Source organism: Streptomyces sp. SM1 (assembly GCF_002910825.1).
GTDB lineage: Bacteria > Actinomycetota > Actinomycetes > Streptomycetales > Streptomycetaceae > Streptomyces > Streptomyces okerensis.
In genome coordinates, this window is the sequence record NZ_NEUB01000707.1 from 1 (window position 1) to 15,489 (window position 15,489).

At 70.2% G+C, this 15,489-nt stretch carries 16 protein-coding genes and 1 riboswitch; of the genes, 13 read left to right on the plus strand and 3 right to left on the minus strand.

The window, feature by feature from the left end; genetic code table 11:
* The 3 genes from B9S61_RS20015 to B9S61_RS20025 form a co-directional block, all read left to right on the plus strand.
* Positions 1 to 644, plus strand: a 644-nt coding sequence (locus B9S61_RS20015; protein ID WP_181007446.1) for a cbb3-type cytochrome c oxidase subunit I, incomplete at its 5' end; no start/stop codon positions are given.
* Positions 641 to 1,039, plus strand: a complete 399-nt coding sequence (locus tag B9S61_RS20020; RefSeq protein WP_103543488.1) for a cytochrome c oxidase subunit 4 — start codon at positions 641 to 643, stop codon at positions 1,037 to 1,039. The genes B9S61_RS20015 and B9S61_RS20020, both read left to right, overlap by 4 nt.
* Before the next feature lie 128 nt (positions 1,040 to 1,167).
* Entirely contained in the window at positions 1,168 to 2,448 is a 1,281-nt protein-coding gene (locus B9S61_RS20025) for an Ig-like domain-containing protein (protein ID WP_103543489.1), read from the plus strand.
* A gap of 94 nt (positions 2,449 to 2,542) precedes the next feature.
* Here the strand turns inward: B9S61_RS20025 and B9S61_RS20030 are convergent, their stop codons facing one another.
* The gene (locus B9S61_RS20030) at positions 2,543 to 2,944 is read right to left on the minus strand and encodes a response regulator transcription factor (protein WP_103543490.1); all 402 of its coding nucleotides are present in this window, start codon (positions 2,942 to 2,944) and stop codon (positions 2,543 to 2,545) included.
* Between the two features lie 225 nt (positions 2,945 to 3,169).
* Between B9S61_RS20030 and B9S61_RS20035 the strand changes: the two genes are divergently transcribed.
* The 6 genes from B9S61_RS20035 (at position 3,170) to B9S61_RS20060 (ending at position 10,416) form a co-directional block, all read left to right on the plus strand.
* On the plus strand, positions 3,170 to 3,781 hold the full coding sequence (locus B9S61_RS20035) for a heme-copper oxidase subunit III (RefSeq protein WP_103543491.1): 612 nt from the start codon (positions 3,170 to 3,172) through the stop codon (positions 3,779 to 3,781).
* A gap of 80 nt (positions 3,782 to 3,861) precedes the next feature.
* Positions 3,862 to 4,674, plus strand: a complete 813-nt coding sequence (locus B9S61_RS20040; protein ID WP_103543492.1) for a c-type cytochrome — start codon at positions 3,862 to 3,864, stop codon at positions 4,672 to 4,674.
* Positions 4,671 to 5,729, plus strand: coding sequence for a ubiquinol-cytochrome c reductase iron-sulfur subunit (locus tag B9S61_RS20045; protein WP_103543493.1), 1,059 nt, complete (start codon positions 4,671 to 4,673; stop codon positions 5,727 to 5,729). The genes B9S61_RS20040 and B9S61_RS20045 overlap by 4 nt, the downstream gene beginning before the upstream one ends.
* Entirely contained in the window at positions 5,726 to 7,363 is a 1,638-nt protein-coding gene (locus tag B9S61_RS20050; RefSeq protein ID WP_103543494.1) for a ubiquinol-cytochrome c reductase cytochrome b subunit, read from the plus strand. Before B9S61_RS20045 ends, B9S61_RS20050 begins: the two co-directional genes overlap by 4 nt.
* A gap of 154 nt (positions 7,364 to 7,517) precedes the next feature.
* The gene (gene trpD, locus B9S61_RS20055) at positions 7,518 to 8,582 is read left to right on the plus strand and encodes an anthranilate phosphoribosyltransferase (protein WP_103543495.1); all 1,065 of its coding nucleotides are present in this window, start codon (positions 7,518 to 7,520) and stop codon (positions 8,580 to 8,582) included.
* Positions 8,583 to 8,756: 174 nt separating this feature from the next.
* A riboswitch (SAM riboswitch) is annotated at positions 8,757 to 8,873 on the plus strand.
* A 178-nt stretch (positions 8,874 to 9,051) separates the two neighbouring features.
* A complete protein-coding gene (locus tag B9S61_RS20060; protein ID WP_103543496.1) occupies positions 9,052 to 10,416 on the plus strand; it encodes an aminotransferase class V-fold PLP-dependent enzyme in 1,365 nt (454 codons plus the stop codon).
* Positions 10,417 to 10,537: 121 nt separating this feature from the next.
* Here the strand turns inward: B9S61_RS20060 and B9S61_RS20065 are convergent, their stop codons facing one another.
* Complete coding sequence (locus B9S61_RS20065; RefSeq protein ID WP_103543497.1) at positions 10,538 to 10,819, minus strand: Lrp/AsnC family transcriptional regulator; 282 nt, start codon at positions 10,817 to 10,819, stop codon at positions 10,538 to 10,540.
* Positions 10,816 to 11,550, minus strand: a complete 735-nt coding sequence (locus B9S61_RS20070) for a rhomboid family intramembrane serine protease (protein ID WP_103543501.1) — start codon at positions 11,548 to 11,550, stop codon at positions 10,816 to 10,818. Before B9S61_RS20070 ends, B9S61_RS20065 begins: the two co-directional genes overlap by 4 nt.
* Before the next feature lie 156 nt (positions 11,551 to 11,706).
* Between B9S61_RS20070 and B9S61_RS20075 the strand changes: the two genes are divergently transcribed.
* The 4 genes from B9S61_RS20075 to B9S61_RS20090 all read left to right on the plus strand — a co-directional run.
* Positions 11,707 to 11,946 (plus strand): hypothetical protein, encoded by a 240-nt coding sequence (locus B9S61_RS20075; protein WP_103543498.1) that lies wholly within the window; start codon positions 11,707 to 11,709, stop codon positions 11,944 to 11,946.
* 104 nt (positions 11,947 to 12,050) lie between these two features.
* On the plus strand, positions 12,051 to 13,394 hold the full coding sequence (locus tag B9S61_RS20080; protein WP_103543499.1) for an NYN domain-containing protein: 1,344 nt from the start codon (positions 12,051 to 12,053) through the stop codon (positions 13,392 to 13,394).
* A gap of 232 nt (positions 13,395 to 13,626) precedes the next feature.
* Entirely contained in the window at positions 13,627 to 14,667 is a 1,041-nt protein-coding gene (locus B9S61_RS20085; protein WP_103543500.1) for a C40 family peptidase, read from the plus strand.
* A 203-nt stretch (positions 14,668 to 14,870) separates the two neighbouring features.
* Positions 14,871 to 15,489 (plus strand): coiled-coil domain-containing protein (locus B9S61_RS20090; RefSeq protein ID WP_374936230.1); only part of this gene is annotated, 619 nt, incomplete at its 3' end.

The following is a 15,489-nucleotide window of genomic DNA, read 5'->3' on the forward strand; positions in this document are numbered from 1 at the left end:
GGTCGATCGGCTTCCTGGTCACCTTCCTCTTCGGTGGTCTGACCGGCGTCATCCTGGCCTCGCCGCCGCTGGACTTCCACGTGTCCGACAGCTACTTCGTGGTGGCGCACTTCCACTACGTGGTGTTCGGCACCGTGGTGTTCGCGATGTTCGCCGGATTCCACTTCTGGTGGCCGAAGTTCACCGGCAAGATGCTCGACGAGCGTCTCGGCAAGATCACGTTCTGGACGCTCTTCACCGGCTTCCACGGCACCTTCCTCGTCCAGCACTGGCTGGGTGTCGAGGGCATGCCGCGCCGGTACCCGGACTACCTCGCCGCCGACGGCTTCACCGCGCTGAACACGGTCTCCACGATCGCCTCGTTCCTGCTCGGGCTGTCCCTCCTGCCGTTCTTCTACAACATCTGGAAGACCGCCAAGTACGGCAAGCCGGTCGATGTCGACGACCCCTGGGGCTACGGCCGTTCGCTGGAGTGGGCGACCTCCTGCCCGCCCCCGCGGCACAACTTCCTCACCCTGCCGCGGATCCGCAGTGAATCCCCGGCGTTCGACCTGCACCACCCGGAGATCGCCGCGCTCGACCAGCTCGAGAACGCCGGTCACGGGGAGAAGGCCCTCTCTGGTGCCAAGGAGGCCGGCAAGTGAAGATCCAGGGCAACCTCTTCATGTGGCTGAGCGTCTTCTTCCTGATCGTCGCCGGTGTGTACGGCGTCTGGTCGAAGGAGCCGGTCGGCACCACCGCCCTTTTCCTGGCGTTCGGCCTGAGCATCATGATCGGCTTCTACCTGGGCTTCACCGCCCGGCGGGTCGACGTGGGAGCGCAGGACAACAAGGAAGCGGACGTCGCGGACGACTCCGGCGAGGTCGGGTTCTTCAGCCCGCACAGCTGGCAGCCGCTGGCCCTCGCCACGGGCGGTGCCCTGGCCTTCCTGGGCGTCGCGGTCGGCTGGTGGCTGATGTACTTCTCGGCACCGCTGCTCCTCCTCGGCATCTGGGGCTGGGTCTTCGAGTACTACCGCGGTGAGAACCGCACCCAGTAACACGCGCCACGGCACTCCGGGGCCCGGACACTCCGTCAGGAGCGTCCGGGCCCCGTTTCCGTCGCCCGCCCTCACTCGTTCGGGCCGCCCAGTGCGCCGACACCGGCCCCGCTTCCTAGCGTGAGGTCATGAGACACACAGAGTCCCCTCGTGGCGCGGGCACGGGCGGCAGGAGCCGCCTCGCCGGCTGCACGCTGCTGGTGATCGCCCTCGGCGCGGGCGTCACCGGCTGCAGCTCCGACGGCAACCCGCTGTCCGCCGAGCCCTACGACGCCGCGGACCAGATCTCCTTCAGCGGGTCCGTCGACGCCGGCCGGCCGGCCGACCCCGACAAGCCCCTGGAGGTCGTCGCCGAGAACTCCGACGGGCGCATCACGGACGTCACCGCCGTGGACGTCTCAGGGCGCTACCTGGCGGGCGAACTGGCCGCCGACGGCAGCCGCTGGCACAGCACCTCCCCGCTGGCCGCCAGTGCCCGGTACACGGTCCGGGTGAGCACCGAGGACGAGGACGGGGCCCCCGGCCGCAAGGTCCTCACCTTCACCACCGGCAGGCCCGGCGCCACCAAGCGGCTGGGCGTCACCTTCGGCCCCGAGGCGGGCACCTACGGCGTCGGCCAGCCCGTCACCGCCGAGCTCGACGCACCCGTCAGCGACCGGGCCCAGCGGGCCGTCGTGGAACGCGCCCTCAAGGTCGACTCCACGCCCGCCGTGAGCGGCACCTGGCACTGGGTCGACGACAAGAAGCTGCACTACCGCCCCAAGGAGTACTGGCCGGCCCACGCCACCGTCCGGGTACGCAGCACCCTGGAGGGCATCAAGATCGGCGACCGGCTCCGGGGCGGCACCTCCGAGCCGCTGACGATCCGCACCGGCGACCGGGTGATAGCGCTGACCGACGCCGCCGAACACCGGCTGACGGTCTACAAGAACGGCGAGGAGATCAAGGAGATCCCCGTCACCACCGGCAAGACCGGCTTCGAGACCCGCAACGGCGTCAAGGTGGTCCTCGCCAAGGAACCCTTCGTACGGATGCGCAGCACCACGGTGGGCATCGCCGAGGGCTCCTCGGAGTCGTACGACCTCGACGTCCGCTACGCCACCCGGGTGACGTGGAGCGGCGAATACGTGCACGCCGCCCCGTGGTCCGTCGGCTCCCAGGGCTACGCCAACGTCAGCCACGGCTGCGTGGGCATGAGCACCGGCAACGCCGAGTGGTTCTTCGACACCGTCCGCCAGGGCGACATCGTGGAGGTCGTCAACTCGGCCGGCGACACGATGGAACCCTTCGGCAACGGCTACGGCGACTGGAACCTCGACTGGCCCAAGTGGCGCGCGGGCAGCGCCCTGACCGCCGACGAGGTTCCGGGCACCCAGGACGCGTCACGCCTCCGCCCCCTGGCCGTGTGAACGCCCCTCGGGGCAGCACCCCAGGGGGCGCAGGGAACTGCGCGACAAGCCACAGCGGACCCGCGGCCGCCGCACCACAGGACCGACGGAGTCACTACGCGCTCTGCAGCCGCTTCTGCCGCAGCAGCGACGCCAGCGCCGAGGCGAACTCCACCGGCTCGACCGGCAGGGTCACCGCCGCCTCCGCCCGGCTCCACGTCGCCAGCCACGCGTCCTGCGGCCGCCCGATCAGCAACAGCACCGGCGGGCAGTTGAACACCTCGTCCTTGATCTGGCGGCACAGCCCCATGCCCCCCATCGGCGTGGCCTCGCCGTCGAACACGCACACGTCGATGCCACCCCGGTCCAGCTCCGAGAGCACGGCGGCCTGGGTCGCACACTCCACGAACTCCACTACGGGCACGTCCGGAGCCGGCCGCCGCCCGGTGGCGAGGCGCACCTGCTCCCGGGTGTTGGCGTTGTCGCTGTAGACCAGCACCGTGGCGGTCGCCTGCATTGTTCCTCCACGCGTAAAGAGAGGGCACGGCTCTGTCGGGAACTTCGGGTACCGATGGCGCGGATGCTACCCCCTCGGGCCGCCGGTCAGCACTGGTTCGGACATGGCTTCGAAGGGTCTTCGACGGCGCTCCGGGTGGGCCATCCGGGCAGTCCAGGAGGGGGGAACACACCGAACGGCACCCCCGGGAGTGAGGGCGGGATAAGCGACCGACATAATGTCGGCGTGGCGACAGCAACGACAGTAGACACCGGGCACGCGCACCCGTCGGTCAACCGACCGAACCTCACCAGCGTCGGAACCATCATCTGGCTGAGTTCCGAGCTGATGTTCTTCGCGGCCCTCTTCGCGATGTACTTCACCCTGCGATCGGTGACCGGACCCGACTTCTGGTCGGAGAAGGCCGACGCCCTGAACTTCCCGTTCTCGGCGGCGAACACCACGATCCTGGTGCTCTCCTCCCTCACCTGCCAGCTCGGCGTCTTCGCCGCCGAGCGCGGTGACGTGAAGAAGCTCCGGATGTGGTTCATCGTCACCTTCATCATGGGTTCCGTCTTCATCGGCGGTCAGGTCCTCGAGTACACCGAGCTGGTCAAGCACTACGGCCTGTCCCTTTCCTCGGACGCGTACGGCTCGGCCTTCTACCTGACCACCGGCTTCCACGGCCTGCACGTGACGGGCGGTCTCATCGCCTTCCTGCTGGTCCTGGGCCGGACCTACGCGGCACGGAGGTTCACCCACGACCAGGCGACCGCAGCCATCGTCGTGTCCTATTACTGGCACTTCGTCGATGTCGTCTGGATCGGCCTCTTCGCCACGATCTACATGATCAAGTAGCCGGGGACCGCACTCGAGCGCTCGAAGCAGCGCACCAACCAGAAGCATCGACGCAGAAGATCCTGACACCGGGGTAATCCGTGAAAAAGCTCTCCGCACGACGACGCCACCCGCTGGCGGCGCTCGTCGTCCTACTCCTCGCGCTGGCATGCACCGGGGGGCTCTACGCCGTGTTCGCACCCGCGGACAAGGCGCAGGCCGACGAAACCGCCCAGTCCCTCACCATCGAGGAGGGCAAGAAGCTCTACGCGGTCGGCTGCGCCAGCTGCCACGGCACCGGCGGTCAGGGCTCCTCCGACGGTCCGAGCCTGGTGGGCGTGGGCGCCGCCGCGGTCGACTTCCAGGTGAGCACCGGCCGCATGCCGGCCGCCACCTCGCAGGGCGCACAGCTGCCCAAGAAGCCGAGCACCTACAGCCAGGCCGAGATCGACCAGCTGGCGGCGTACATCGCCTCCCTGGGTGCCGGCCCGGCCGTTCCCACCGAGGAGCAGTACGGCCCCGAGGGTGCCGACATCGCCAAGGGCGGTGAACTGTTCCGCAACAACTGCGCCCAGTGCCACAACTTCACCGGCAAGGGCGGTGCGCTCACGAACGGCAAGTACGCCCCGGACCTCGAGGACGTCTCGCCGAAGCACATCTACGAGGCCATGCTCACCGGTCCGCAGAACATGCCCTCCTTCCCCGACAGCACGCTGTCGGAGCAGAACAAGAAGGACGTCATCGCGTACCTGCACGCGGTCAACAGCGATGAGTCCGAGAGCCCCGGTGGACTCTCGCTCGGCGGACTCGGCCCGGTCTCGGAGGGTCTCTTCGCGTGGGTCTTCGGACTCGGCGCGCTGATCGCGGTCGCCGTCTGGGTCGCCGCTCGGACCGCAAAGGCCAAGAAGTCATGAGTAGCCAAGACATTCCAGAAGAGAACCTGCCCACGGCGCAGGACACCGCCCCCGGCTCGGTGAAGCTCGCGGACGAGAAGAACCCGTTCGCGGACCCGGGCCTGCCTCCCCACGAGCACCGGATCCAGGACCTCGACGAGCGGGCCGCCAAGCGGTCCGAGCGCACGGTCGCCCTGCTGTTCACGGTGTCGATGCTGGCCACCGTCGGCTTCATCGCCTCGTACGTGACGATCCCGGTCGACAGTTCCGTCTACATCTTCACGCTCGGCCACATCAGCGCGCTGAACTTCGCGCTCGGTATGACCCTCGGCGTCGCCCTGTTCGCCATCGGCGCCGGCGCGGTCCACTGGGCCCGCACGCTGATGTCGGACCACGAGATCGCCGACGAGCGGCACCCGATCGAGGCCTCCCCCGAGGTCAAGGCGAAGGTCATGGACGACTTCCGCCAGGGTGCCAAGGAGTCGGTGCTCGGCCGCCGCAAGCTGATCCGCAACACGATGTTCGGCGCGCTGGCCCTGTTCCCGCTCTCCGGCGTGGTGCTGCTGCGCGACCTCGGGCCGCTGCCCGGGACCAAGCTGCGCGAGACCCTGTGGTCCAGGGGCAAGCTGCTGGTCAACATGAACACGAACGAGCCGCTGCGGCCGTCCGACATCATCGTGGGCTCGCTGGCCTTCGCCAAGCCCGAGGGCCTGGACGAGCACGACCACGGCTTCATGACCGAGATCGCCAAGGCAGCCCTGATGCTGGTCCGCATCCAGCCGGACGACATCAAGGACAAGCAGGCGCTGGAGTGGTCGCACGAGGGGATCCTCGCCTACTCGAAGATCTGCACCCACGTCGGTTGCCCGATCTCCCTGTACGAGCAGCAGACGCATCACGCGCTGTGCCCCTGTCACCAGTCCACCTTCGACCTCTCCGACGGTGCCAAGGTGATCTTCGGTCCCGCCGGTCACGCCCTGCCGCAACTGCGCATCGGCGTGAACGACGAGGGCTACCTCGAAGCGCTCGGCGACTTCGACGAGCCCGTCGGTCCTGCCTTCTGGGAGCGCGGATGAGTACTGCAACGACCCCCGAGTCCCGCTCGCGCGGGAAGGCACCGGCCGGCGAAAAGGTCGCCGACTGGGCCGACGGCCGGCTGGGGATCTACTCCCTGGCCAAGGCCAACATGCGGAAGATCTTCCCCGACCACTGGTCGTTCATGCTGGGTGAGATCTGCCTCTACAGCTTCATCGTCATCATCCTCACGGGTGTGTACCTGACGCTGTTCTTCCACCCGTCGATGAACGAGGTGGAGTACCACGGCTCGTACGTGCCCATGCAGGGCCAGCTGATGAGTGAGGCCTACAAGTCGACGCTGGACATCAGCTTCGACGTCCGTGGCGGTCTGCTGATCCGGCAGATCCACCACTGGGCCGCGCTGGTCTTCCTGGCCGGCATGTTCGTGCACATGATGCGCGTGTTCTTCACGGGCGCGTTCCGCAAGCCGCGTGAGATCAACTGGCTGTTCGGCTTCCTGCTGTTCGTCCTGGGCATGTTCACCGGGTTCACCGGCTACTCGCTCCCGGACGACCTGCTCTCCGGCACCGGTATCCGCTTCATGGAGGGCGCGGTCCTGTCCGTGCCGATCGTCGGCACGTACCTGTCGTTCTTCCTCTTCGGCGGCGAGTTCCCGGGGGACGACTTCATCGCCCGGTTCTTCTCGGTCCACGTCCTGCTGTTGCCGGGCATCATGCTCGGGCTCGTGGTGGCGCACCTGATCCTGGTCTTCTACCACAAGCACACGCAGTTCGCGGGTCCCGGCAAGACCAACAAGAACGTCGTGGGCATGCCGCTGATGCCGGTGTACATGGCCAAGGCCGGAGGCTTCTTCTTCCTGGTCTTCGGTGTGCTCGCGGCCGTCTCGGCGATCGCCACGATCAACCCGATCTGGAACATCGGCCCCTACCGGCCGGACATGGTCTCCACCGGCGCCCAGCCCGACTGGTACATGGGCTTCTCCGAGGGCCTGATCCGCGTCATGCCGGGCTGGGAGATCAACTTCTGGGGTCACACGCTCGTCCTGGGTGTGTTCAGCCCGCTGATGATCTTCCCGCTGGTCCTGGTGTCGATCGCGGTGTACCCGTTCATCGAGTCCTGGGTCACCGGCGACAAGCGCGAGCACCACATCCTGGACCGTCCGCGCAACGCCCCGACGCGCACCGCCTTCGGCGTCGCCTGGATCACGCTGTACTTCGTGCTCCTCGTCGGTGGTGGCAACGACCTGTGGGCCACCCACTTCCACCTGTCGATCAACGCCATCACCTGGTTCGTACGGATCGCGTTCTTCGTCGCGCCGGTCGTGGCGTTCATCGTCACCAAGCGGATCTGCCTCGGCCTCCAGCGCCGGGACAGGGAGAAGGTGCTGCACGGCCGTGAGTCGGGCATCATCAAGCGCCTGCCGCACGGCGAGTTCATCGAGGTCCACGAGCCGCTCAGCCAGGAGCAGCTGCACACCCTCACCGCGCACGAGCAGTACAAGCCGCTCGAGATCGGCCCGGAGGTCGACGAGAACGGCGTCCGGCGCAAGGTGAAGATGAGCGAGAAGGTGCGCGCCAAGCTCAGCAAGGGCTACTACGGCGGGGAATCCCAGATTCCGAAGCCGACCGTCGAGGAGTACAAGGAGATCTCGAGCGGCCACGGCCACCACTGATCCCCTCAGCGCCTCACCCCAGTCGCCACACGACGGCGAAGGGCCCCCGTCCGTTCTGCGGACGGGGGCCCTTCGCCGTCCCCGGAGCTGGATAGGGTGGAGCCCGGGACCCCCGACGGTTCCCGGAACTCTTCTACACCCATCAGGAGCGGCCATGAGCGCTGTGACCCCCGCTGGAGGCGACACCGCGGCGGGCCGCTCCTGGCCCGCCCTGCTGAACGGCCTGCTGGACGGGCGGGACCTGTCCGCCGACGACACCGCCTGGGCGATGGACCTGATCATGCGGGGTGAGGCGACCGACGCGCAGATCGCCGGGTTCGCCGTCTCGCTGCGGGCCAAGGGCGAGACCGTCGAGGAGATCAGCGGCTGCGTACGGGCCCTGTACGACCACGCCCATGTGATCGAGGTGCCGGGCGCCACGGTCGACATCGTCGGCACCGGCGGCGACGGCGCCAAGACGGTGAACATCTCCACGATGTCCTCGATCGTCGTGGCCGGCACCGGCGCGAAGGTCGTCAAGCACGGAAACCGGGCCGCCTCCTCCGCGTCCGGCGCCTCCGACGTCCTGGAGAAGCTCGGCGTCAATCTGGAGCTGACCCCGCGGCGGGTCGCCGAGGTCGCCGAGGAGGCCGGGATCACCTTCTGCTTCGCGGTGAAGTTCCACCCGGCGCTGCGTCATGTCGCCGCCGCGCGCGGCCAGCTGGGCATCCGCACGGTGTTCAACTTCCTCGGCCCGCTGGCCAACCCGGCGCGGGTCAAGGCCCAGGCGGTCGGGGTCGCCGACCCCCGGATGGCTCCCATCATGGCCGGGGTCTTCGCCGGACGCGGACACTCCTCGCTGGTGTTCCGCGGCGACGACGGTTTGGACGAGCTGACCACCACCGCCACCTCCCGGGTGTGGGTGGTCCGCGACGGCGAGGTCGGCGAGGAGACCTTCGACCCGCGCGACGTCGGCATCGACCTCGTGCCCGTGGAGGCCCTGCGCGGCGCCGACGCCTCCTACAACGCGGAGGTCGCCCGCCGGCTGCTGGACGGCGAACCGGGCCCGGTGCGGGACGCGGTGCTGCTGAACTCGGCGGCGGCGCTGGTGGCCCTGGAGCCCGGCACCGGCACCCTGACGGAGCAGATCCGCACCGGGATGGCGAAGGCGGCCGAGGCGATCGACTCGGGGGCCGCCAAGCGGCTCCTGGAGCGCTGGGTGGCCGTCAGCAACGCGTGACACCCGCCCGGCCCGCCATACGGCGCGGGAGACGCCCGGCTCGATCCGGTTTCCGCCGGGCCGGGCCGGTCCCTTCGTCCGCCGTCGGGCCGTTCCCGTCGCCCGGCGGTGGGGCGTCCCGCGATCCGGATACGGGTTGCGGGACATCGCTCACCTCACGTAGTTTCCTCTCCAGGTCATGAGTGACAGCCATCAGGCCCCGGCCGGCTGTCCGGCAACCCTCCGTCCGTGGCGGGGTGCCCCGGGTGAAGACCAGGCCGTGGGCAGCGAGGTCCACGGCAAGCGCGGACCCCTCGACGCTTTCGATCGATGAGGGCAGGGGTCCTGGTCGTCGAGGAGCCTCCCGTGAGCAAGCGAATGCGCTAGGGCCGCCGAGCCCCGCCTCCGCGCACCCCTTCTTCCTTCCCCCTTACGCGCTCGAGCGCCGTCCGCTCGCGCGGGGATTCCGTCTGCCTCACGGGAGTTCCGCATGTCCGTCACCGCCGTCACCGCCGTCGCCGCCGACCGGTCCGTCCGTGCCCCGCTGCCCGTTCTGGGCCGGGACGTCACCGTCCCCCTCGTCACCGGCGGCGAGGTCACCTACGCCGCCCTCGACTACGCCGCCAGCGCCCCCGCCCTCCAGCGGGTGTGGGACGACGTGGCCGCCTACGCGCCGTACTACGGCAGCGTCCACCGCGGTGCCGGGTACCTCTCCCAGCTCTCCACCGACCTGTTCGAGAACGCCCGCGTCACCGTCGCCGGGTTCCTGGACTGCCGTGCCGGCGACCAGGTGGTCTTCACCCGGTCCACCACCGACTCCCTCAACCTGCTGGCCGCCGCGCTCCCCGACGGCTGCGAGGTCTTCGTCTTCGAGACCGAGCACCACGCCTCCCTGCTGCCCTGGCGGGGAGCCCGCGTCAGGTACCTCGACGCCCCCGACAGCCCCCGGCAGGCCGTGACGACCCTGGAACGGGCCCTCGCCGGACGCGATCCCCACACCCCCGCCCTGTTCTGCGTCACCGGCGCCTCCAACGTCACCGGCGAACTGTGGCCCGTACGGGAACTCGCCGCCGCCGCACACGCGCACGGCGCGCGGATCGTGCTGGACGCCGCCCAGCTCGCCCCGCACCACCCGGTGAGCGTGCGCGACCTGGACGTCGACTGGGCCGCCTTCTCGGGCCACAAGCTGTACGCCCCGTTCGGCTCCGGCGTGCTGGCCGGCCGGGCCGACTGGCTGCGGACGGCCGAGCCCTACCTCGCCGGGGGCGGCGCCAGCCGCAAGGTCACCCGGCGGGCGGACGGGGGAGTGGAGGTGGAGTGGCACGACGGCGCCGCCCGGCACGAGGCCGGCTCGCCCAACGTCATCGGCGTCCACGCCGTCGCCTCCGCCTGCAAGGCGCTCACCGAGGCCGGGTTCGACGGGCTGGCCGCCCGCGAGAAGGAGCTGATCCGCGCGGTGCGCGACGGCCTCGCGGACGTGCCCGAGGTGCGGTTCCTGTCCCTGTTCGGGGACGACGCCCCGCGCGTCGGTGTGCTCTCCTTCGTCGTCGACGGCTGGAACAGCTCCCACTTCGCCGCGGCGCTGTCCGCCGAGTACGGCATCGGCGTCCGCGACGGGCTGTTCTGCGCACACCCGCTGGTGAGGCGGCTGCTCGGCGGTGAGCCGGGGGACCAGGGCGAGTGCGGTGCCACCCAGTCCCTCGCCGCGATCCGGGTGAGCTTCGGGGCGGGTACGCCGGACGAGCACGTGGAGCGATTCGTCCGCGCGGTGCGCGAACTGGTGCGCGACGGTGCCCGCTGGACCTACCGCACCGAGGACGGCCGCTGCGCCCCGGACACCTCCGCCCGGACCTGACACGAACCTGGGGAGCCCCCGGGGGCGGGAACGGGAAGGGGCGGCGGGGGCGAAAAACCGGCCGAGACCACCCGGGCCGCCACCGGGAGACGGGCGTCGGCGCCCGAGCCGCCGCGCAGCGCTAGCTGTCCAGCCCGATGGCGAACGCCGCCTCCAGGTCGTGCTGCGAGTACGTACGGAACGCCACGTGCGTGTCGGTGCCCTCCACCCCCGGGATCCGGCTGATCCGGCCCGGGATGACCTCCGCCAGGTCCTCGTGCTCCCGCACCCGCACCATCGCGATCAGGTCGTAGGTACCGGTGACGGAGAAGACCTCGCTGACACTGTCCAGCGCGGCGATCTGTTCCGCGATCTCGGGGATCCGGTCCACGCTGGTCTTGATGAGGACGATCGCGGTGATCACGGCTGGTTCTCTCCCTCGGGGGCCGGAGCTGGCGTGGACTTCACTGTAGTCGTCCCGCCGCAGCACACCCACGCGCAGCCGAAGCCCAGCCCGAACCCCAGCAGGTGCGCCAGATACGCCACCACCGGTCCGTCGGTGGCCCGCCCCGCCGCCGCCCACTGCAGCGCCGCCCAGAACGGCAGCACCACCCACGCCGGCAGGCGTACCGGCAGGAAGAACAGGAACGGCAGAAGACTGGTCACCCGGGCCCGTGGGAACAGGAAGAGGAACGCGCCGAGGACCGCCGAGATCGCCCCGGAGGCGCCGACCAGGGCCCGATCGGAGTCCGCGTTGGCGGCGGCGTACCCCAGCAGCGCCAGGTAGCCGCAGCCGGCGTAGCAGAGGATGAACCGCACCCGGCCCATCCGTTCCTCGGTCATCGCTCCGAACACATGGAGGAACAGCATGTTGCCGAGCAGATGCACCCAGCCACCGTGCACGAAGAGCGCCGTGACGGGGGTGAGGACGGCCCCGGGGGATCCCTCGAACAGGTCTGCGGGGATCACGCCCCAGCGCCGGAAGTAGGCCCTCTGTGCGGCGAGCAGTTCGTCCCCGGAACCGTGCCCCGGGCCGAGACCCGACGCGGGCCCGGCCAGGAAGACCAGGCAGGACAGGACGACGAGGGTGTGGGTCACCGGCGCGGAGCTGCCCCGGATCGCCGCGGCGGCCGGCGCACTCCAGTTGCGGATCATGGACACAGAGCATGACGCAACCGGACGCAACGGTGCATACCGCCTCGCCGCCGTGGACTGGCGGGCGGCGGGGACCCGCCAGGCCGTAGGGTTACGTGCCACACGCACCGGGGATCCGGTGCGTCACGGACACTGGAAGGAAGGCGAACAGCCACGATGACGGTTCCTCTGCCGACGGCCTCGACGCGGTGGCGCTGCACCCTCTGCGGCAACCTCACCCGCTTCGACGTGACCCGCTCGTCGAAGGTCGTCGAGTACGTCCACCTCGACCTGGCCGGAGAGCCCAGGGTCGAGGAGCGCGAGGTACTCGATGAGACCATCGAGACGGTGCGGTGCCGCTGGTGCAACGCCGTGGACCAGGTGGAACTCGTGGACAGGCCGGGCGCCGGCTCCTGAAGCGAAGGGGGTCCCTCCCGCTCGAGCGAAGTCGAGAGTGGGGGAGGGCCCCGCTGACGGCGACCCCGCGTGCGGGGCCGCACACAGGCATTGGGGTGTGACGGATGGTGGAGACCACAGGCGGAGGGCCGGAGGACGGCACCGCCGAGGTGCTCGACCGTCCGCTGCCCGACGGAGTGCGCCGCCGGGTCGTCCAGATCGTCGCCGACGGCTTCGGCGGGCTCACGGTCACCGAGCTGCCCGCCCAGCTCAGGCAGTACGCCCGGTTCGCCCCGAACCGCCGCGCCAAGTTCGCCGGCAACGCCATGGCGGCGTCACTGGAGACCGATCCGCTGTTCCGGCAGCGCATCGGGGAGAAGCTCAGAGAGGCCCAGCCGGAACTGGCCGGCGCCCTCGACTCCGGCTCCCCGCCCCCGGCCGCGGACCCGCTCGACGTGGCGGCCGCGGCCTACGTGCTCCGCCCGGCCGGCTGGGTCAAGCTGGTGACCGCCGCCGGCGAGGAGGCCCAGCGCGCCGACGCCGAGCGCGCCGACGAGGAGACCCGCGCCGAGCTGGACCGGCTGCGCGCCGAACTCGCCCGGGCCCGCGAGCACACCAAGGCCGAGACCGAGCGGCTGCGCGCCGAGCTGGAAGCGGCGAAGAAGGAGACCGAGTCGCTGCACCGCAAGCTGCGCTCCGCCCTCAGCGACGTCAAGCGCGGTGAGGCCGCCGTGCGCAAGCTGCGCGGCGAGACGGAGGCCGTGCGCGCCGACGGCCACGCCCAGGTGTCGGCCGCGGAGAGCGAGAGCCGGCGCCTCAAGGCCCGCCTGGGGGAGACCGAGGCCGCCCTGGAGGCCGCCCGCAGGGCCGCCCGCGAGGGCCGCAGCGTCGAGGACATGCGGGTCCGGCTGCTGCTCGACACCGTGCTGGACGCCGCCCAGGGGCTCCGCCGCGAGCTGGCACTGCCCCCCGTGTCCGTCCGGCCCGCCGAGACCGTGGACGCCGTGGAACCGGGCCGCATGACCCCGAAGGACATCGCCGCCCGCGCGCTGTCCGAGAACGACCCGGCCATCGTCGACCAGCTGCTGGCGCTGCCGCAGGCCCATCTCGTCGTCGACGGCTACAACGTCACCAAGACCGGCTATCCCCAGATGCCCCTGGAGAAGCAGCGGCTGCGCCTGCTGGGCCAGCTCGCCCAGCTCGCCGCGCAGACCGGCGCCGAGGTCACCTGTGTCTTCGACGGCGCCGAACTGGCCGCGCCGGTGCTGCTCGCGCCGCCACGCGGGGTGCGGGTGCTGTTCTCCAAGCCGGGAGTCACCGCCGACGAGCTCATCCGCCAGCTGGTGCGCGCGGAGCCGCCGGGGCGGCCCGTCATCGTCGCCTCCACCGACCGCGAGGTCGCCGACGGGGTCGCACGCGCGGGCGCGCGCCCCGTCGCCTCGGCGGTCCTCCTCAAGAGGCTTTCCTAGTATCTGATGCACATCCGTCCCTCGTGCAACGTACAAAGCCTATTGCCCTAATTGACGGATCCGTCACGCAACGTAGCGTCAATGCGACATCACTGCAGGTGAGTTGAGGCCAAATAAACCCGCTGTAACGGAGATTTCGTGTCCGGGGATTTGAACTGATCACAAGAGAATCACTAAGGTCTCCCTTCGAACCCTCGCTCGCGCGATCACTCTCGAGAAGGAGCTCGTCTCCGTGGCGTCCCACCGTCGTCCCAAGCAGCCGAGCCGCGCACGCGTGACCGTGCTCACCACCGCCGCCGCAGCTGCAGTCGTCATGAGCTCCCAGGCCGCCAACGCCGCTCCCAGCGAGAAGCCGAGCAAGGACGAGGTCAAGGCCAAGGTCGACAAGCTCTACGAGCAGGCCGAGCAGGCCACCGAGAAGTACAACGGCGCCAAGGAGAAGCAGGAGAAGCTCCAGAAGGAGATCTCCACGATCCAGGACAACGTCGCCAAGGGCCAGCAGGAGCTCAACGAACTGCGCGACGGCCTCGGTTCGATGGCCAGCGCCCAGTACCGCAGCGGCGGCATAGACCCGTCCCTGCAGCTCTTCCTCTCCGCGGACCCGGACGACTACCTCGACAAGGCGTCCACCCTCGACCAGCTGAGCACCCAGCAGGTCGACGCGCTGAAGAAGATCCAGGAGAAGCAGCGCGAACTCGCCCAGCAGCGCTCCGAGGCGTCCGAGAAGCTCCAGGACCTCTCCGCCACCCGCACCGAACTGGGCAAGAAGAAGAAGGAAGTCCAGGGCAAGCTCTCCTCCGCGCAGAAGCTGCTCAACACCCTCACCGCCGAGCAGAGGGCCCAGCTCAACGAGGACCAGAACCGCGCCACCCGCACCAGCGAGCGCGACGCCCTCTCCGTCAACGTCCCGGCCGGCTCCGGCCGCGCCGCCGCGGCCTTCGCCGCCGCCCAGAGCAAGCTCGGCACCCCGTACGTCTACGGCGCCACCGGCCCGTCCTCCTTCGACTGCTCCGGCCTCACCTCCTGGGCGTACGCGCAGGCCGGCGTCGGCATCCCGCGCACCTCCGAGTCGCAGACCGGAGCGGGCACCAGGATCTACTCGGTCGGCGACCTCAAGGTCGGCGACCTGGTCTTCTTCTTCAACGACCTGCACCACGTGGGCCTCTGGGCGGGCAACGGCCAGATCATCCACGCCCCCCGCCCCGGCACCGTCGTGCGCTACGAGTCGATGGACACCATCGGCGGCCCGTTCATGTTCGGCGTCCGCGTCTGACACCTGAGCGCTTCTCCGGTGGCCCGGTGCGCCCGTTAGAGGGAATCGCACCGGCGCCGGCCGGCCCCACGCCCCGCCTTCGACGCAGGTCACAGGCGGGGCGTCACCGTGTGTGCGTCCCTGGGCCGTTGGTCCGCCCGCCACCGCCGACGCTACTGTCTGCCGCGTTTCCCTGTCCGCCAGCGGAAGGAGCACGGCTTCCCGTGGGGTCCCATCGCCGTACCGCACCGTCCTCCGGTCCCGACCGGAGCACCGTCGTCGCCCTCGGCCTGCTGTCGGCGGCGGCCACCGCCCTCGGCGCGGCACCGCCGTCCGCGGCGACTCCGTACGAGGACACCCGGGCCGACGTGGACCGTCTCTACCAGGAGGCGGAGAAGGCCACCGAGGCGTACAACGCGGCCGACGAGCGCGCCGACGGCCTGCGCCGGCAGATCGCCGCGATGCAGGACGGCATCGCCCGCAAGCAGAGCCGCGTCAACACCATGCGGGAGTCGCTGGGTTCGCTGGCCGGCGCCCAGTACCGCTCCGGCGGCCTGGAGCCCGCCCTCGCCCTGCTGCTCTCCGACGACCCGGAGGACTACCTCGAGAAGGCCTCCGTCCTCGACCGGATCAGCGTCCACCAGACCGGTGAGCTGAGCAGGCTCCGAAGTGCCCTGCGCTCCCTCGCACAGGACCGCGCGGAGGCGGCCGGCCGGCTCGGCGCGCTGGAGAGGAGCCGCAAGGCCGTCGCCGCGCACAAGCGCACCGTCGAGAAGAAACTCGCCGAGGCGCGGCGGCTGCTGGAACGCTACCGACGCGGAGAGCTCGCAAACGGCACCCCTG